14 protein-coding genes and 1 pseudogene are annotated in these 17,273 nt (G+C 72.6%); 11 read left to right on the forward strand and 4 right to left on the reverse strand.

Annotated features, from left to right (window positions below; all coding sequences use genetic code 11):
* Nucleotides 1–109: 109 nt before the first annotated feature.
* Nucleotides 110–1,891 (reverse strand): M4 family metallopeptidase, encoded by a 1,782-nt coding sequence (locus AVL59_RS27295; protein ID WP_067309384.1) that lies wholly within the window; start codon nucleotides 1,889–1,891, stop codon nucleotides 110–112.
* Nucleotides 1,892–2,196: 305 nt separating this feature from the next.
* Here AVL59_RS27295 and AVL59_RS27300 point away from each other — a divergent pair, with 305 nt between their 5' ends.
* The 10 genes and pseudogenes from AVL59_RS27300 to AVL59_RS27345 all read left to right on the forward strand — a co-directional run bounded on the left by AVL59_RS27300 (nucleotide 2,197) and on the right by AVL59_RS27345 (nucleotide 12,872).
* Nucleotides 2,197–3,351: a serine hydrolase domain-containing protein gene (locus AVL59_RS27300; RefSeq protein WP_067309387.1), complete on the forward strand. Its 1,155-nt coding sequence runs from the start codon at nucleotides 2,197–2,199 to the stop codon at nucleotides 3,349–3,351.
* 156 nt (nucleotides 3,352–3,507) lie between these two features.
* Entirely contained in the window at nucleotides 3,508–4,779 is a 1,272-nt protein-coding gene (locus AVL59_RS27305; RefSeq protein WP_067317833.1) for a CAP domain-containing protein, read from the forward strand.
* 56 nt (nucleotides 4,780–4,835) lie between these two features.
* On the forward strand, nucleotides 4,836–5,513 hold the full coding sequence (locus AVL59_RS27310) for an AIM24 family protein (protein ID WP_067309390.1): 678 nt from the start codon (nucleotides 4,836–4,838) through the stop codon (nucleotides 5,511–5,513).
* A gap of 165 nt (nucleotides 5,514–5,678) precedes the next feature.
* Nucleotides 5,679–6,719: a tetratricopeptide repeat protein gene (locus AVL59_RS27315; protein WP_067309393.1), complete on the forward strand. Its 1,041-nt coding sequence runs from the start codon at nucleotides 5,679–5,681 to the stop codon at nucleotides 6,717–6,719.
* Nucleotides 6,716–7,747: a polyprenyl synthetase family protein gene (locus AVL59_RS27320; RefSeq protein WP_067309396.1), complete on the forward strand. Its 1,032-nt coding sequence runs from the start codon at nucleotides 6,716–6,718 to the stop codon at nucleotides 7,745–7,747. Before AVL59_RS27315 ends, AVL59_RS27320 begins: the two co-directional genes overlap by 4 nt.
* Before the next feature lie 105 nt (nucleotides 7,748–7,852).
* On the forward strand, nucleotides 7,853–8,812 hold the full coding sequence (locus tag AVL59_RS27325; protein WP_067309399.1) for a threonine/serine dehydratase: 960 nt from the start codon (nucleotides 7,853–7,855) through the stop codon (nucleotides 8,810–8,812).
* 197 nt (nucleotides 8,813–9,009) lie between these two features.
* Nucleotides 9,010–10,611 (forward strand): serine/threonine protein kinase, encoded by a 1,602-nt coding sequence (locus AVL59_RS27330; protein WP_067309402.1) that lies wholly within the window; start codon nucleotides 9,010–9,012, stop codon nucleotides 10,609–10,611.
* A 135-nt stretch (nucleotides 10,612–10,746) separates the two neighbouring features.
* Nucleotides 10,747–11,787, forward strand: coding sequence for a hypothetical protein (locus AVL59_RS27335; protein WP_067309405.1), 1,041 nt, complete (start codon nucleotides 10,747–10,749; stop codon nucleotides 11,785–11,787).
* A gap of 62 nt (nucleotides 11,788–11,849) precedes the next feature.
* Nucleotides 11,850–12,137 (forward strand): annotated as a pseudogene (locus AVL59_RS27340) (SsgA family sporulation/cell division regulator); the annotation flags it as partial.
* Between the two features lie 81 nt (nucleotides 12,138–12,218).
* A complete protein-coding gene (locus AVL59_RS27345; protein WP_208870458.1) occupies nucleotides 12,219–12,872 on the forward strand; it encodes a DUF2238 domain-containing protein in 654 nt (217 codons plus the stop codon).
* Here AVL59_RS27345 and AVL59_RS27350 read toward each other — a convergent pair.
* Both AVL59_RS27350 and AVL59_RS27355 read right to left on the reverse strand, forming a co-directional pair.
* Entirely contained in the window at nucleotides 12,869–13,363 is a 495-nt protein-coding gene (locus AVL59_RS27350; RefSeq protein ID WP_067309407.1) for a DUF6328 family protein, read from the reverse strand. The two genes, AVL59_RS27345 and AVL59_RS27350, sit on opposite strands and share 4 nt — an antisense overlap.
* Nucleotides 13,364–13,415: 52 nt before the next feature.
* Complete coding sequence (locus tag AVL59_RS27355; protein ID WP_067309410.1) at nucleotides 13,416–14,399, reverse strand: aldo/keto reductase; 984 nt, start codon at nucleotides 14,397–14,399, stop codon at nucleotides 13,416–13,418.
* A 233-nt stretch (nucleotides 14,400–14,632) separates the two neighbouring features.
* On the opposite strand from AVL59_RS27355, the gene AVL59_RS27360 reads away from it, so the two are divergent.
* Nucleotides 14,633–16,270, forward strand: coding sequence for a cholesterol oxidase substrate-binding domain-containing protein (locus AVL59_RS27360; RefSeq protein WP_099053320.1), 1,638 nt, complete (start codon nucleotides 14,633–14,635; stop codon nucleotides 16,268–16,270).
* Here AVL59_RS27360 and AVL59_RS27365 read toward each other — a convergent pair whose 3' ends face one another.
* Entirely contained in the window at nucleotides 16,271–17,158 is an 888-nt protein-coding gene (locus tag AVL59_RS27365) for an SDR family oxidoreductase (protein ID WP_067309413.1), read from the reverse strand.
* Nucleotides 17,159–17,273 lie beyond the last annotated feature (115 nt).

Below are 17,273 nucleotides of genomic sequence, written 5' to 3' on the forward strand. Positions count from 1 at the left end.
TCCGGGGGCAGTTGCCGACCTGCGGTTCCTCCCGGGACCGGCGTTCGCCGGACATGCGGATGCCCCGCGCGGGGCGGGGCATCCGGTGGTGCTGGTGTGCTGCCGTCCGTCAGTGACGGGGGGCAGGCGTGTTGGCGGCGGTGACGTTGACCGCGGCCCACGCCTGGTCCACCGTCTTGTACTCGGTGCTGTTCGCGCCGTACAGGTCCTTGGCCGCCTTCAGCGTCGCGACGCGCGCGTCGTGGAAGTCGGTCGTGGAGACCATGTAGCGGGTGAGCGCACGGTAGAAGATGGCGGTGGCCTTGGTGCGGCCGATGCCCTTGACCGTGGCGTGGTTGTAGGTCGGCGAGTTGTAGGTGACGCCGTTGATCGTCTTCCTGCCGCTGCCCTCCGCGAGGAGGTAGTACGCGTGCGAGGAGACGCCGGAACCGGCGTGCACCTCGGTGTCGTACGTGCTCGGCGCCCAGTAGTCGATCGTGCCCTCGAGCTTGTCGAGCGACGGGTGGTCGAGGCGGCGCAGGAACTTCTGGGCCAGGCCCAGCTTCTCGCCGATCAGGTAGTCCGGCGTGTCCTTCGTGTTCTTGGCGTAGAACTCGACGTTGGAGCCGAAGATGTCCGCGAGCGACTCGTTCAGCGCGCCGGGCTCGCCGTACTGGTTGCCGTCGGAGTCGACGTAGGTCGGCTCCAGCTTCGCGGTCGCGTCCACCACACCGTGGGTCAGCTCGTGACCGGTGACGTCGAGGACGACGAGCGGCTTCTTGAACATCTGGCCGTCGCCGTCGCCGTACAGCATGCAGTTGCAGGTCGGGTCCCAGAAGGCGTTGGCGACCTTCTTGCCCCAGTGGACCATGCCCTGGGCGGCCTTGCTGTTGTTGGCTATGCCCTTGCGCCCGAAGGTGCTCTTGTAGAAGTCCAGGGTCTTGGTGATGCCGTACTGGGCATCCGCGGCCGCGCTGGCACGGTTGCTGGTCGTGCCGTTGCCCCACACGTTGGTCGTGTTGGTGAACTTCGTGCCCGCACTGAACTTCTCGGTGTACGAGCCCTTGGCGTCCCGCGTCTCGGTGCCGTACCGGCTCGGGTCCTTGAGCTGGTAGTGGCCGCGCGAGGTCGCCGTGGTGGTCAGGCCGACGCTGCCCACGAAGAGGGTCTTGCCGGTGCCGTGCGCGGTGGCCGGGTAGCCGGTCGCGCCGGAGACACCCGAGCCGAGCAGGCCGGCGGCGGCGGAGGCGGTGCCGGTGGCCGGGTCGGCGGTCTCGCCCTGCTTGCGCATCTCGTCGAGCAGCTTCGGCGACAGGAACTCGTCCGCGTCGGGCGTGTTGCTGCGCACCTTGCCGGTGAGGGCGTCGATGACGACGGTGCTGGAGCTGCCGTCGTCGGTCACCGTCACCTGGTAGGCGAGGGCGGCGGCGCCACCGCGGGCGTCCACCACCAGCTCGGCGCTGCCCGCGTCGCCCTTGGCGACCTTGGCGGCCTTCGTGGCGGCCTGCTCAGCGGTCAGCTTGGCCTCGGTGGTGGCCGGCTTGACGGCGTGGGCGGCCGCGCTGGTGACACCCGCATAGGCCAGCTGCCGGTCCAGGTGGACGACGAGGTCGCCGCCCAGAACCGGCATTCCGTTGTGAGTACGGACGAAGCGGACGTGACGCGCACCCTCGGGGTCGATCATCACGTCCTGGGCCTGGAGTTCGTCGCCCTTCGAGATCCCCGTCGCCGAGGTGTGGGCGAAGGCCGCGGTGCGCGCCGCCTCCACCACCACCGTGGCGTTCGTGGCGGCGGACGCGGCGGACCGCTCCACCCCCTTGGTGGGGCCGGCGAAGGCCGTACCGGCCAGGCCCGTGGCGGCGGTCGTCACCGCGACGGCAACGGCGACGCTGCGTATGTGCGGTCTACGCACTGATCTCCTTCGTTGGAAGGCAGCCGGGATCACCAACCGCCTTGAGGCATGGCGCCGTTGAGCGCCATGGGGGCTGGTCGGGCCCCAGGGCGCTAACCCTTACGGACGAGTCATGCGCACGTAAAGACGGAATGATCCATTTCGCGACCTTCTATGGCAATCCTTTACAAATGGGCGCCACAGGGTGATCGCAAGATGACCAACTGTGTGTCGGCTGTGGAGACGTTGCCTCAATCGCCTAGGTTCCCAGGCCGGAATGTGACCGAAGTCGCATCGAGAACCCTGTCGAGGGGAGTGGGAACCGGATGGTCTCAGCAACAGTGGGCAGGACCGCGGTCCTCGGAGCGGTCGCCCTGTCGCTGCTCGCGGTCCCGGCGCAGGCCGCGACCGCGCAGACGCACGCCCCCGCGCCGGCGGCGCCCGACATCACCGGCCTGGACGCGGTGCTGGGCACCGTGGTGGCGCAGGGCGCGCCCGGCGCGCTGGCCCGGATCGACGACGACGGCGCGACCTACCGGGTGACCCGGGGAGTCGCCGACCGCGACACGCTGCGGGGCATCGACACGGAGGACCGCTTCCGCATCGGCAGCGTCACCAAGTCCTTCTCGGCCGTCGTCCTGCTGCAGCTGGCCGACGAGCACCGGCTGGATCTGGACGCCCCCGTCAACCGGTATCTGCCCGGGCTGCTGCCGGACGACCGCATCACGGTCCGGCACGTGCTGAGCCACCGCAGCGGTCTGCACGACTACAGCGAGGACATGTTCGCCGACAGCGTGTCCGGTTTCGAGGCGGTGCGGAACAAGGTCTTCACCTACCAGCAGCTGATCGCGCTCTCCCTGAAGAAACCCCGCACCAACGCGCCCGGCGCCGCGTACTCCTACTCGAACACCAACTTCGTCGTCGCCGGCCTGCTCATCGAGAAGCTCACGGGACATTCCGTGCGCACCGAGTACGAGAACCGCATCTTCAAGCCGCTCGCGCTGCGCGACACCTTCTACGTCCACCCCGGCACCGGGATCCCGGGCCGGTACGCGCACGGCTACCTCACCCCGGACGCGCCCGGCGCGGAACTGGTCGACGCGACCGTCCAGACGGTGTCCTGGGCACAGAGCGCGGGCGCCATCATCTCCAGCGCCGAGGACCTGAACACCTTCTACTCCGCGCTGCTCGGCGGGAAGCTGCTGTCCGCGGCACGGCTCGCGGAGATGGAGCGGTTCACCCAGGTCACCAGCACGACGTCGTACGGGCTCGGGCTGCGGCGCCGCGATCTGTCCTGCGGGATCTCGGTGTACGGGCACACGGGTGCGGTGCAGGGGTACTACACGTACGCGTTCGCCACGAAGGACGGGAAGCGGGCCGTCACCGCTGTCGCGAACACCTCCAACAACGAGAGGGTGCTGAACGCGATGGCGGGGGTGCTGGAGTCGGCGTTCTGCGGCAAGGGGGGCGAGGCGGAGTAGGGGCTTCGTGGCCGGGTGCGGCTGGGTGACGGCCGGTCGCGCCCGCGCGGCGGAGCCGCACTCCGGCACGGCCCCGCGCCCCTGGGCGGTCTCCCGACCGCTCGGCCCCACGGTCCCGGAACTCGCCGGGCCCCTTCGCGCGTTCCTCGCAGTGTGATGAACGAGCTGGTTCCCGGGGGGAATCTGCCCCTGCCGGGCGGGGTGCTGCGACTGCGGGTGGCCGGGGACTTCGATGTGTCCGCCCTCGTCACCGATGGGGGTGGCAGGGTCGGTGGCGATGGCGACTTCGTGTTCTACAACCAGCCGCGCGCACCTGGTGTCCACCTGCGCGGGGACACGCTCAGCATCGATCCCGCGCGGCTGCGCCCCGGAGCCGCCCGGGTCACGGTGGCGGTCAGCGCGGCCGAGCCGGGCACACCGATCGGCCGGCTGCCGGCGCCCCGGCTCGACGTCACCGACAGCGACGGTCGCACAGTGGCCCGGTTCGCCCCGCCGCGCGTCGAGCGGGAGACCGTCCTGCTCCTCGCGGAGCTGTATGCGCGCGGTACCGGCTGGAAGCTGCGGGCGATCGGGCAGGGGTATGCCGACGGGCTGGCGGGGCTGGCCCGGGACTTCGGGGTGGACGTCGTCGACGACGGACCGCGGCCCGCAGCGGCCCCGGATGCCGACGGCTTCCTCGCACGGGTCAACTCCGCCCGTGCGCAGGCCGGTCACCCGCCCGTCTCCCCCGACGCACGGCTCGCCTCCGCCGCGCGGGAGCACGCCTCGGCGATGGCGGCCATGGGCCGGCTCGCGGCGGAGGGGCACGACGGTGTGTCGGTCCACCAGCGGATCAGCGCCGCCGGATACACATACATCACCGTCGGCGAGCACCTCGTCTCAGGCCCGCGCACCCCGGCCGGGTTCGTCGACTACTGCCTGCGCACCGACCAGGCCCGGCGCACCCTTCTCGACCCGGGTTTCACCCATGCCGCCCTGGCCCACGCCGACGCGGGCGACCGGTACTGGACCGCGCTGTGGGCCAGTCCCCTCACCCGGGGCGCGTTGTCCCGGACGGCGGCCGAGGTCCTCGCCCTGACCAACGCCGAGCGGGCGCGAGCCGGACTGCCCGCCCTGTCCGCCGACGCGCCGCTCGCCACGGCCGCACAGACGCACTGCGCCGACATGGTGGCCCGTGACTTCTACGCGCACACCTCACCGGACGGCAGCCGGCCCTGGGACCGCGCCGCCGCGGCGGGCTCGCGCCGGTCCACGATCGGCGAGAACATCGCCTGCGGACAGCGCTCCCCCGCCGAGGTGGTGGACGGCTGGATGAACAGCCCGGGCCACCGCGCCAACATCCTCAAAGCGGAGTTCACCCACATCGGCGTCGGGTTCGCCGGCGGGGGTCGTGCGGGCACCTACTGGGCCCAGCTGTTCGGTGGCTGAACCGATACGTTCCGTGATCTTGGCGGAAGGGTGCACTCCGGGACACCATGCCCGGCATGAAGGGTGATCTTTTCTCCAGCGAGCACATGGTGGGGCCGGCCGCCGAGCCGGGCATGTCCATCGAGAACGCCAAGTGCATCAAGTACACGGTGAACGGCGAGATGTACGCCCGCCAGGGCGCCATGATCGCCTACCGCGGGAACCTCCAGTTCGAGCGCAAGGGCCAGGGCGTCGGCGGCATGCTCAAGCGCGCCGTCACCGGCGAAGGGCTGCCCCTGATGGCGGTGCGCGGGCAGGGTGAGGTCTGGTTCGCGCACGAGGCGCAGAACTGCTTCGTGCTCGAGGTGGAGCCCGGTGACCGGTTCACCGTCAACGGCCGCAACGTGCTGTGCTTCGACCCGTCGTTGTCGTACGAGATCAAGACCGTGAAGGGTTCGGGCATCGCCGGCGGCGGCCTGTTCAACAGCGTGTTCAGCGGACATGGCCGGCTCGGCCTGGTCTGCGAGGGCAACCCGCTGGTCATCCCGGTCTCGCCGCAGTACCCGGTGTACGTCGACACCGACGCGGTGGTCGGCTGGAGCGCGCATCTGGAGACCTCGCTGCACCGCTCGCAGTCCATCGGCTCGATGCTGCGCGGCGGCTCCGGGGAAGCCGTGCAGCTGATGCTCCAGGGCGAGGGGCATGTCGTGGTGCGGCCGAGCGAGGCGACCCCGCAGAAGGCCCAGCAGCACTGACCGCACCGTGAGGTGATCTACGCCTCACAGGCAACCCTCTGCGCCGTGCCGGCGTCTTGACCGACAACAGACCAAGAGAGACCAAGAGCCCTGGCTCCCCCGCCAGGGCACCTCTTCAGCGCACTATACACACCATGTATACACATCGTTTATAGAAGGGCATGCATGTACGGCAAGGCTTTCGCCCCGGAGTACCAGGGCGCCCTGACCACCCTCTCCGTGAACTCCTCGCTGGTCGACGTGCTGGCCGAGGGCACCGAGCGGCTGCGCGAGGCCGAGCGGTCCGGACTGCCCGAGGAGGCGGCCCGCTGCGGGCTCGCCGTCGCCGAGGCCCACCGGCGGCTCGGCCAGATACGGGAGGCCGACCTGGCCTGGAAGGCGAGCTACCGGTCGGCCCGGGCGGCCGAGGACACCGGCGCGATGGCATGGGCGCTGTGGAGCGGAGGCACCCTCGCCCGGCAGCGCGGGGCGTTCCCGCTGGCCTGGCGGCTGCTCGGGCTCGCGGCCGAACTCGGCGAGCGGGGCGGGGACATCGTTGTCCGCGGCTACTCGCTGGCGGGCCTCGCGGAGACGGGCCGTATCCAGGGCGACTACGAGGCGGTCGGCCGCCTGCACGAGCAGCTGCTGGCCGAGGCCCGCCGGCGCGGGGAGGCCCGGCACACGGTGTGGGCCCTGGAGGGCATCGCGCAGATGCACCGCAACACCGGCGACTACGACAAGGCCTACGCCCTGTTCGAGGAGGCGGCGGAGATAGCCGGGCGGGCCGACGACCGGCGCGGCCACGCCTGGGCACTGCGCGGACTCGCCGACGTGCTCTCCGTCCGCGACAAGGACACCGAGCGCGCGCTGGAGCTGCTGGCGCGGGCCGAGGCCACCTGCCGGGCGATGAACCTGTCCAGTGCGCTCGCCTACAACCACAAGATGCGCGGAAACGTCTTCTACCGGGCCGGGCGCTACGCCGAGGCCCGGGAGCTGTACGAGCTGGCCCTCGACGAGTTCCGGGCGATGAGCGAACCCCGCGGCGAGGCGCTCTCCCGCCTCGGCCTCGCCAAGGCGCTGGCCCACCTCGGCCGCGACCGCGCCGAGACGGCGGCCGAACTCGCCGATCTGGCACAGGTGCTGGAGCGCAGCGGGCTGCGCCACGCGCGGGAGATGGTGACGCGGGCGCAGGCGGAGTTCGGCCTGGACGCGGAGGTGGCACGGTGAGCACGCTCCCCTCGGCGCTGCAGGCGCCGCCGTCGGCTCCCGATGTCCTGGGCCGCTGCCGGGAGCTGGTGCGTCCCGCGCTGGCGGAGGCCGTCGGGCGGCTGCATCCATGGGTGGCCGAGATGGCCGCGTACTCCTTCGGCTGGTGCGAGGTCGGCGGCGCGCCCGCCGCCGCGCCGGGCGGCAAGGGCGTACGGCAGGCGCTGGCGGTGCTCGGCGCCGAGGCGGCGGGTGCCGACGGGCGGGCCGGGGTCCCGGCGGCGGTCGCGGTGGAGCTGGTGCACGCCTTCTCGCTGCTCCACGACGACATCATGGACGGCGACGCGACCCGGCGCCGCCGCCCCGCGGTGTGGAAGGCGTACGGCACGGGTCCGGCGGTCCTCGCCGGGGACGCGCTGTTCGCGCTTGCCGTGGAGACCCTCGCCGCCACTCCGGGCGGCCCCCGCGCCGTACGGCTCCTGTCCACGGCCCTGGCCGATCTGGTGCGCGGACAGGCCGACGACCTTCTGTTCGCCGCACGGCCCTTCGCCGGACCGGAGCGGGTGACGCCCGAGGAGTACCGGGTGATGGCCGAGCACAAGACCGGCGCGCTGCTGGGCTGTGCCGCGGCGCTCGGGGCCACGCTCGGCGGGGCTCCCGAACCGGCCGTCGCCGCGCTGGACCGGGCCGGGCGCCATCTGGGCGTCGCCTTCCAGCTGGTGGACGATGTGCTGGGCATCTGGGGCGATCCGGCCGTCACCGGCAAGCCCGTCGGCGGGGATCTGCGGGAGCGCAAGAAGACCTTCCCGGTTCTGGCCGCGCTCGGATCCCCCGCGGCCCGCCACCTGCCCGAGCTCCTGGCCTGCGACGCGCGTACCGAGGAGGCCGCCGCGCTGATCGAGGAGGCCGGCGGGCGGGCGGCCGCACTGGCCGAGGCCCGGGCACGGACGGCCGCCGCACGAGCCCTGCTCACGGAACTCCCCCTGGCCGCCGGTGCCGCCGGCGAGCTGTGCGCCCTGCTGGACTTCCTGGTGGGCCGCGATCTGTGAGCGGGTGAACCACCGCCGCACGAAGCGGTGTTGACCCGGGGCGGCCGCGCGGGTCACGGTGCCTTCGGCGCGGTCCGCAGCCCCGCGCCGGGAGGGTGAACCACCTTGATCGGCATCACGGACATCGAAGCCGCCGCTCGGCGCATCGCGGACCACGTCGTACGCACGCCCACCGCGCCGAGCCCCGGCCTCACGGCGCTGCTCGGCGTCCCGGTCGCCGCGAAGCTCGAACTGCTCCAGCGCACCGGTTCGTTCAAGGCACGCGGCGCGACGGCCAAGCTCCTGTCGCTCAGCGAGGCCGAGCGTGCCGCCGGTGTGGTGGCGGTCAGCGGCGGCAACCACGGGATCGCCCTCGCGGTGATGGCGGCGGCCCTCGAGGTGAAGGCGACCGTGGTGATGCCGCGTACCGCCCCGGCCCGCTCCGTCGAGCTGGCCGAGCGGGCCGGGGCGTCGGTGCGGCTGACCGAGGGCATGGACAGTGCCTTCGAGCTGATGCTCCGGTTGCGGGACGAGGGACTGACACTGGTCCACCCCTTCGACGATCCGGTCGTGATCGCCGGACAGGGCACCGTGGGGCTGGAGTTCGCCGAGGACGCGGAGGAACTGACGGATGTGCTCGTCAGCATCGGCGGCGGGGGTCTGATCGCCGGGGTGGCGGCCGCGCTGCGCGCCCGGCGCCCCCGGGTGCGGGTGTGGGGAGTGGAGACGGAGGGTGCCGAGGCCATGTCGGCCGCGCTCAGGGCGGGCGGTCCGCTGCCCGTCGCGGTGTCCTCGCTCGTCACCACGCTGAGCGCGCCGTCCGTGTCGCGGCTGACGTACGACCATGTCTCGGCGCTGGTCGAGGAGGTCCTGGTGGTGCCGGACCGGGAGGCCGTGCGGGGCTGCCTGGACCTGGCCGGCCACGCCAAGGTCTGGGCGGAGCCGGCCGCGGGCTGTCTGCTGCCCGCGGCCCGGCAGGTGGCAGCGCGGGTCGGTGCGGGCGCCCGGCTCGGGCTCGTGGTGTGCGGGGGCAATGCGGCACCGGGGGATCTCTTCGGATGGGCGCGGCGATTCGGGCTGCTCTGAACGCACCGGCAGCCGGGCATTTACCGTCGGTTACCCTCAGGTCAAACCATGGTCGCGAGCCATCATCCCAAACTCGCAAGCCCTTTCGAAGAATTGAACGAAAGGCAGGAACGGGCCAGAGTCGAGGATTCATTGAACACACCCCCGCGCGCCCCGCGTACCCCTGGGAAATGACGATTCAGGGGTTTCAGCGAGGGATGACCATGGTCAAGGCGCACGTCTCCGCACACGAGCTGGTCTCCGACCGCTACCGGCTCCTGGAGGTGTTCGCCCGCGAGACCAACCGCCTGTGGTGGTACGCCGAGGACGTGACGGCGAACCAGCCCCGTCTGGTCGCCCAGATCGCCCTCCCGGAGACCTGCGACGAGGACACCCTGCGCCGGGCCGAAGCCCGTGTCGTGCGGACCTCCGAGATCATGCGCCTCCTGCGCCCGGGCCGGGTCGCCACGGTCGTCGACGCCGTCGTGCAGGCGGGAACCCTGTGGACCGTCACGGAGTGGATCGACGGCACGCCCCTGTGCGAGTTCCTCGACCGCGAAGGCCCGTCCCACCCGGTGCGCGCCGCTCGGACCGGCCTCGAACTCCTCGATGTCCTCCAGGCCGCGCACGACGAGGGCATCACCCACGGCGAGCTGAGCCCCGGGCAGGTCTTCGTCCGGGACGGGGGCTCGGTCGTGGTGGCCGGGTTCGGGCTGGCGGGCGCGACCCTGGTCCCGCGGCTCACGGCACCGTCGTACGCCTCACCGGAACAGGCCCGTGACGAGCGCATCGGACCGGCCGCCGATCTGTGGGCGCTGGGCGCCATCCTCTACACGATGGTCGAGGGACGCCCGCCGTTCCGTGACCGCGGCCGCCCCGACGCCACCCTGAAGGCCGTGGACCGGCTGCCCCTGCGCACCCCGCTGCGCACCGGCCCGCTCACCCGGACCGTGCAGGGCCTGCTGCGCAAGAACTCCCGGGAGCGGCTGACCCGTCCGGTGGTCCGCGAGGCACTGACCCGGGTCCTCGGCCAGGAAGCCGACCAGGACTGGACACCGGCCCCCGCGCCCCGTCTGCGCGCCGCGTACACGGCCGTGCGGCACGACGGCCCGGTGCGGAGCAGACAGGTCATGACCGCCGGAACCGCGCTCGCCGTCCTCACCGTCGCGGCCGCCGTCCTGGCGGCCACCCACCACCTGCCGGGCGGCTCCCCCGCCGCCGCGCCGTCCCGGCCGAGCGCCACCGCCGCCACCTCCCCGCCGGCCGACCCCGCCGAGCACCACACCCCCGGCCCCAGCCCGAGCGGGAGCCCGAGCGGCAGCCCGCGCCCCGGCCCCGGCGCGTCCTCCGCCCTGCCCGCCGGGTACCACCGCTACAGCGCCCCGGAGGGCTTCTCCGTCGCCCTGCCGGACGACTGGAAACGGCTGACCACATCACGCGCGGCCGACCACGCCTACCGCGTCACCTTCGGCACGAGCGGCGGCTCCCCCACCCTCGCCGTCACCTACAGCGAGCGCGTCGGCCCGGACCCGGTCGCCGTCTGGCGCGACGACGTGGAACCGGCACTGCGGCGCCTCCCCGGCTACCAACGCATCGGCACCATCACGGCCACCACCTATCAGGGCCACAAGGCCGCCGACCTGGAGTGGCTGTCCGGGACCGGCGGGGAACGGGTGCACACCCTCGGGCGCGGGTTCCTCCTGGGTGGCCGTCGCGGCTGCTCGCTGCGCTTCACCACCCCGGCCGGGTCCTGGGACGACGCCGTCGACCGGCTCGCCCTGAAGACCTTCCTGGCCACCTTCCGCCCGCCGGCGGCCTGACCCCGCCGACCCGACCGTTCTCCGCCGGTCGGGCCGGGGCCGTCAAAGCGACGCCAATGCGCCCATATAGGCTTCCTGTCTGCACTCGCGCACCGAGCGCGGTCCCGTAGAGCCCTGCCTTCAGGAGAGTCATCCGTGACCCTTGCGATCGATCCGTCCGAGACGTCCGCCCCGGCCGCGGCGCCCCTGTCCGACCTCGTGGCGCGCGACGCGCGCGAGTTCGGCGTCTACGCGCGCACCGGGGGCTGGGCCTTCGCGCTGATGGTGGCGCGCAGCGTGCGGCCGGGCGGGCAGGCCGCCGGTGAGACGCCGAAGGTGTCGGCGAAGGAGTTCGCGGAGCTGGCCGGCTGCTCGCCCGAGCGGGTCATGCGCTACTACAAGGCCTGGGACCGCGCGGCCGACGACGGTCTCGTCCCGCAGTTCGAGGCGCTGCGGCCGGGCCAGGAGGCCGAACTGCCGGACGCCGACGTGTGGCTGAGCTACTACGTCTCCCGCAACAGCGCCACCTCCGAGCGCGGCACCGCCATCGCCGAGGCCGCCGAGGCCGAGGGCATCCGCCCCACCAAGGCGCTGGAGGTCGCCGAGAACCCGACCGCGCTGCGCGCCGCGATCCTCGCCGACCCCTCCACCGCCCGGGCGGCCCGCTCCGCCCTGCTGGACCGGCTCAAGGAGGATCCGGACCTGCAGGCCGAGCTGGCCCGGGACGTCGTACGCACCGACGACCTGAAGAAGGCCGTCGCCACCGAGAGCCGGGCCGCCGACCGGATCGGCTATGTGCGGCAGATCGCCGATTCCGGGCAGATCAAGACCCCCGCCGGGCAGACCGTGGACGCACCCGCCACGCTGCGCGAGGAGGCCGAACGGCATCTGTCGCTGATCGACGAGCTGGAGGACGGCGAGGACGCCGGCGAGTGGGCCACCGAGGCCTACGACACCATGAAGTCCCTCGTCGCCGAGACGGTCGAGGCCGATCCCGAACTGCGCGTCCAGGAGCGGCGGACGAAGTTCTACAGCAGCCTGCAGAAGGCGACCAGGGCATTCGAGGAGCTGACCTTCGACGACGCCCAGGACTTCTACGAGGACGACATGGTCCAGCGCCTGGAGGAACTCCAGCACGCCATCGGCAGCTGCCTGTCCGCGCTGCGCGGAGCCCGGGAAAACCCGCCGCGGGGCTGAGCATCCCGGGCGTGGGAGGGGTACTGGAGGGAACCGAACCGATCGTTCTCGGATGCCCTCGCGTGAACCCCCTCGTGCACAGGACCCTGGTGGTGCAGCTCCGGACGGACGGCACCGGCCGGTGTCCGGTGCTCGCCCGTCTGAGCCACGACGCGGGCGATCCGTTCGCCGTCACCGCCGTGTTCGGCCACGACGGACGTGTGCCGGCGCGCCGGCGGCTGGACCGGGGCATGCCCGCCGACGGCCTGAACGGGCCGGTCGGGGTCGGGGACGTGCGGCCGCGTCCGGTCGCCACCGGGACGTGGCGAGAGCTGCGCATGGACTTCCGCGGAGATCCTCAGCGCGCGGGCTGAGTAGCGGTACTCATGCCCGCGTCCGGCGGCCGGCGCCACGATGGGGCTCCTTCGAGTTCACCGGCAAGGAGCCCCGCCATGACCGCAGTGCGCCCCGCCCCGCGTCCCGTGCCGCGCCGCGTGCCGCCCGCCCTGTTCGCGGGCGTGGCGGCCGTGGGCCTCGCCGTGTCGGCGTGGGACGTGCACGACCGCACGACCTGGTTCCTGGAGACGTTCTGGGCGCTGGCCGGACTGCCCCTGGTGGCGCTGATGTGGCGCCGTTTCCCGCTGACCGGCCTGCTGTGCGGCCTGCTGGCCGTGCACGCCCTGGTCCTCGCGGTCGGCGGCCACTACACGTACGCACAGGTGCCGGCGGGTGACTGGGTACGGGACACCTTCGGCCTGGCCCGCAATCCGTACGACAGGTTCGGGCATCTGATGCAGGGATTCGTTCCGGCCGTCCTCGTACGCGAACTGCTCAGCCGTACCTCGCCGCTGCGCGGCAGTCGCTGGCTGGCCCCGCTGACCGTGTGCGCCTGCCTCGCGTTCAGCGCCTGCTTCGAACTGCTGGAGTGGGCGGCCGCCGAGATCGGCGGGCACGGTGCGGACGCGTTCCTCGCCACCCAGGGCGATGTGTGGGACACCCAGTGGGACATGTTCTGCGCCCTGATCGGGGCGGTGGTGTCGCTGCTGCTGCTCAGCAGGGTGCACGACCGTCAGCTGGCGGCTCTGCGGGCTCGTACGGCCGGCTAGCGGCCCGGCCGGTTCGAGCGCCTGCGGCGTGCCCACAGGGGCAGGCCGTACCAGCAGACCAGGTACCAGGCGACGACGGCCGCGACCAGCCAGGGCACAAGGCCGCCCTGGGTGGCCACACGCAGGATCAGCAGCAGGGACGAGGCCATGGTGGCCAGCAGCAGAGCCAGCCCGACGAAGGTCATCCGGCCGGCCAGCCGCACCGCCTCGGGCTTGACCTGCCGGCCGGCGACCAGCCGGTGCAGGGAGACCGGCCCGATCAGGGCACCGGTCGCGCAGGCGCCGAGGACGACGGTCACGATGTAGATGGTCCGCTCGGCCTCGGGCAGCGTGGAGTACTTCTGCTGGAAGACCACGGTCAGCAGGAAGCCGAACAGGATCTGGACGCCTGTCTGGGCGACGCGGACCTCCTGGATGAGCTCGGTCCACATCCGGTCGGCCCGCTCCTCCTCGCTCTCGTCGCGCCCCGTGCGGCGTCCCTCCCGCGTCATGCAGTGCGGGTAACCGGATGGGCGTTCGTTCAAACGGACGGTCCCCCTGTCGCTACCAGCGGTGCTCCACCTGGCTCTTGATCCGGCGTTCGTACAGGTCGCGGATCGCGGTCGACGTCTCCTCGGGCACCGGCGGGAGCTTGGCGGCCGCAGTGTTGGCCCGGGCCTGCTCCGGAGTGCGGGCGCCGGGGATGACCGTGGTCACCCCCGGCTGGTCGATGATCCAGCGCAGGGCCAGCTGGGACGGGGTCCAGCCCTCGGGGGCGAGCGCGGCGAACTCGGCGGCCGCCTCCACGCCGGTCGCGTAGTCCACGCCGGAGAAGGTCTCCCCCTGGTCGAAGGCCTCGCCGTGCCGGTTGTAGGTGCGGTGGTCGTCGGGTGCGAAGACGGTGTCCTTGGTGTACTTGCCCGACAGCAGACCGGAGGCGAGCGGCACGCGCGCGATGATGCCGACGCCGGCCTCCCGCGCCGCCGGGAGCACCTCGTACAGGGGCTTCATGCGGAACGGGTTGAGGATGATCTGCACGCTCGCCACGTTCGGCCGGGCGATCGCGGTCAGCGCCTCGGCGCAGGTCTCCACGCTCACGCCGTACGCGGCGATCCGCTCCTCGGCCACCAGGGTGTCCAGGGCGTCGAACACCTCGTCCGAGGAGTAGACGGGGGTGGGCGGGCAGTGCAGCTGCACCAGGTCGAGGCGGTCGACGCCGAGGTTGCGGCGCGAGCGGTCGTTCCAGGCGCGGAAGTTGTCCAGGACGTAGTTCTCGGGGATCTGCTCGACCCGGCGGCCCATCTTGGTGGCCACCAGCACATGCAGATCGGGCCGGCCGCCCAGGAAGGCGGCGATGGCCGACTCGCTGCGCCCGTCGCCGTACACGTCGGCCGTGTCGAAGAAGGTGACTCCCGACTCGGCGGCCGCCTCCAGGACGGACAGCGCCTCCTTGTCGTCCACGTCGCCCCAGTCGGCGCCCAGCTGCCAGGTGCCGAGTCCGACGACCGATGCCCGCTGACCCGATCTGCCGATTACGCGTTCGTCCATGGCGTCAGTGTGTCATCCGGCCACGCACCCTCGCGGAACGCGTCGCTCCGGCGGGCCGCCCGTGCGTGCTTCACCCTCACGGGTGGCAGGTGCGGCCGGGAGGCCGGGAAGCGTCGGGCGGCGCCTAGCGTGACCCCGTGATCGATCGTTCGGCGGACAATCTGCCTTCGTCCCCAGGCGGTTCGGCGCCCATCGGCCGTCGCCGCTTGCTGCGCACCGCCGCCGCGCTGGCGATGGTACCGGTGACGGTGGCGGCCGATCCGGCCCGTGCCGCGGCCGAACTCCCGGGGTTTCCGGCTCGGGTGACGCTCTATCGGTCGACGTACCGCAACTGGGCCGGCGAGATCACCGCCGACGGGCTCTGGGCCTGCGCGCCGGCCTCCCCGGAACAGGTGCTCGCCGTCGTCGACTGGGCGTGGCACAACGGGTGGCGGGTCCGTGCGCGGGGCCGCTCGCACGGCTGGTCACCCCTGACGATCACCGAGGGCACGACGGCGGACACCCACGTCCTGCTGGTCGACACCGCGCCCCGTCTGACCCGCCTGGCGCTGGAGTCCGCGTCCACGGTGCGCGCCGGCGCGGGTGTCACCCTGGAGGCTCTGCTCACCTTCCTGGAGGAGCACGGTCTCGGCCTCACCGCCACACCCGCCCCCGGCGATCTGACCCTCGGCGGCGTCCTGGCGATCGACGCGCACGGTACCGCCGTACCGGCCGAGGGCGAGCGCCCACCGGCCGGAACGACGTACGGCTCGCTGAGCAACCGGGTGCTGGAGCTGACGGCCGTGGTGTGGGACGAGGGCAGCGGGGCCTACGCCCTGAGGACCTTCCGCCGTACGGACGCGGACTGCGCGGCGCTCCTCTCCCACCTCGGCCGGTCCTTCGTCACCGAGGTGGTCCTGCGGGTGGGCCCGGACAGCGCCCTGCGCTGCGTCAGCCGCACCGACGTCCCGGCCGCCGAACTGTTCGCGGCCCCCGGCTCCGGCGGGCGAACGCTGGAGACGTTTCTGACGCGCTCGGGCCGCGTCGAGGCGATCTGGTTCGCCTTCACCGAGCACCCGTGGCTGAAGGAGTGGAGCGTCGCCCCCATCAGGCCGCTCACCTCACGGCACGTCACCTCGCCGTACAACTACCCCTTCTCCGACAGCGTGCCGACCGTCGTGGCCGACCTGGTGGGGCGGATCTTCGCGGGCGCGGCCTGGTATCTGGCACCGGTGCTCGGCGCCGCGCAGCTCGACGTGGCCCGCCTGGGGCTCGCGGCCACGCTCTGCGCCGATGTGTGGGGGCCGTCGAAGAACACCCTGCTGTACGTACGGCCGACCACGCTGCGGGTGACCGCGAGCGGGTACGCGATCCTGACGACGCGCGCCGGGGTTCAGCGTGTGGTGCACGAGTTCACCAGCCACTACCGCGAGCGGCTCGCCGCGTACGCGGCGCGGGGCCGCTTCCCGGTCAACGGCTCGATGGAGATCCGGGTGACCGGCCTCGACGACCCGGCGGACTGCGGCGCCGAGGGCGCCCGCGCCCCGCTGCTGTCCGTACTGCGGCCGAGCGCGGCCCGCCCCGAGTGGGACACCGCCGTCTGGCTGGACGTGCTGACACTGCCGGGGACGCCGTACGCGGAGGCGTTCCTGCGCGAGCTGGAGCGGTTCCTGTTCGCCACCTACGACGGCGGGTACGCCCTCGCGCGCGTGGAGTGGTCCAAGGGCTGGGCGTACACCGACGACGCCGCCTGGAGCGACGCGCGGGTGCTGGGCACGGCCGTGCCCGGTTCGTTCGGGTCGGATGTGTGGGGGCAGGCGGTCGAGATCCTCGACCGCCTGGACCCGCACCGGGTGTTCGGCAACGGCTTCCTCGACCGTCTGCTGCGCTGACTAGGCGTCGAAGTAGTGCCCCTCGTCGAGATCCGCGAGGAGGCCGGGCTCGCGCGGCTCCCAGCGAAGGAGCGTGCGGGTCCGTGCGCTCGACGTCGCGTTGTCGATCCCGGCGAACCGCCCGAGCCAGCCGAAGTGCTCCTCGGCCTGTTCCCGGGGCACGCTCACGACGGGCACGTCCAGGTGCCGGCCGATGACGGCGGCGATGTCCCGGAAGGGCACCCCCTCCTCGTCGGTCGCGTGCAGCCGGGTGCCGGCCGGGGCGGACTCCAGGGCCAGCCGGTACAGCCGGGCCGCGTCCAGCCGGTGGACGCCCGGCCAGCGGTTGGCGCCGTCGCCGAGGCAGGCCGACACGCCCTTCTCCCGGGCGATCTCGATCAGGCGCGGCACAAAACCGTGGTCGCCCCGGCCGTGCACGGAGGGGGCGAGGCGGACCAGGACCGCGCGCACCCCGCGCTCGGCCAGGGCGACCGTGGCCTCCTCCGACGCGGTCCGGTGCAGACCCGCGGCGGGGCCGTCCTCCTCGGTGAGCACATGGTCCGCGACGGCGATCCCCGTGCCGGAGGTGACCAGGAAGGGCTTGCCGGAGCCGGCCAGGGCGGCGCCGATCGCCTCGATGGCGCCCAGGTCGGTGGCGCCCGCGGCGTAGATGTCGCTGAAGTCGTGGATGAAGGCCAGGTGGATCACGCCGTCGGCCGCGGCCGCCGCGCGGGCCAGGCCGTCGGGGTCGTCCAGGCCGCCGCGGTGCGCCTCGGCTCCCGCGGACTTCAGCGCGGCCTCCGCCTCGTCCGAGCGGGCGAGACCGACGACCTCGTGGCCGGCGGCGATGAGTTCGGGAACCACGGCGGAACCGACGAACCCCGTGGCACCGGTGACGAAAACACGCATGTTCGATGTGCTCCTCGAATGCTGGGTGGGAGTGACCTCATCGTCGGTCCGCGGCCGGGCACGCGTCCAAAGCCTGTTTCGCATGACGCAATACGAATCAGGCATCACCCCATGC

This window comes from Streptomyces griseochromogenes (assembly GCF_001542625.1).
Taxonomy (GTDB): Bacteria; Actinomycetota; Actinomycetes; order Streptomycetales; family Streptomycetaceae; genus Streptomyces; species Streptomyces griseochromogenes.

Excerpts from the sequence above, each read along its gene's own strand:
- AVL59_RS27300 (WP_067309387.1), top strand. The coding sequence starts at position 2,197 with ATGGTCTCAGCAACAGTGGGCAGGACCGCGGTCCTCGGAGCGGTCGCC.
- AVL59_RS27305 (WP_067317833.1), top strand. The coding sequence starts at position 3,508 with ATGAACGAGCTGGTTCCCGGGGGGAATCTGCCCCTGCCGGGCGGGGTG.
- AVL59_RS27310 (WP_067309390.1), top strand. The coding sequence starts at position 4,836 with ATGAAGGGTGATCTTTTCTCCAGCGAGCACATGGTGGGGCCGGCCGCC.
- AVL59_RS27315 (WP_067309393.1), top strand. The coding sequence starts at position 5,679 with ATGTACGGCAAGGCTTTCGCCCCGGAGTACCAGGGCGCCCTGACCACC.
- AVL59_RS27330 (WP_067309402.1), top strand. The coding sequence starts at position 9,010 with ATGACCATGGTCAAGGCGCACGTCTCCGCACACGAGCTGGTCTCCGAC.
- AVL59_RS27345 (WP_208870458.1), top strand. The coding sequence starts at position 12,219 with ATGACCGCAGTGCGCCCCGCCCCGCGTCCCGTGCCGCGCCGCGTGCCG.
- AVL59_RS27350 (WP_067309407.1), bottom strand. The coding sequence starts at position 13,363 with ATGACGCGGGAGGGACGCCGCACGGGGCGCGACGAGAGCGAGGAGGAG.
- AVL59_RS27355 (WP_067309410.1), bottom strand. The coding sequence starts at position 14,399 with ATGGACGAACGCGTAATCGGCAGATCGGGTCAGCGGGCATCGGTCGTC.
- AVL59_RS27360 (WP_099053320.1), top strand. The coding sequence starts at position 14,633 with ATGGTACCGGTGACGGTGGCGGCCGATCCGGCCCGTGCCGCGGCCGAA.
- AVL59_RS27365 (WP_067309413.1), bottom strand. The coding sequence starts at position 17,158 with ATGCGTGTTTTCGTCACCGGTGCCACGGGGTTCGTCGGTTCCGCCGTG.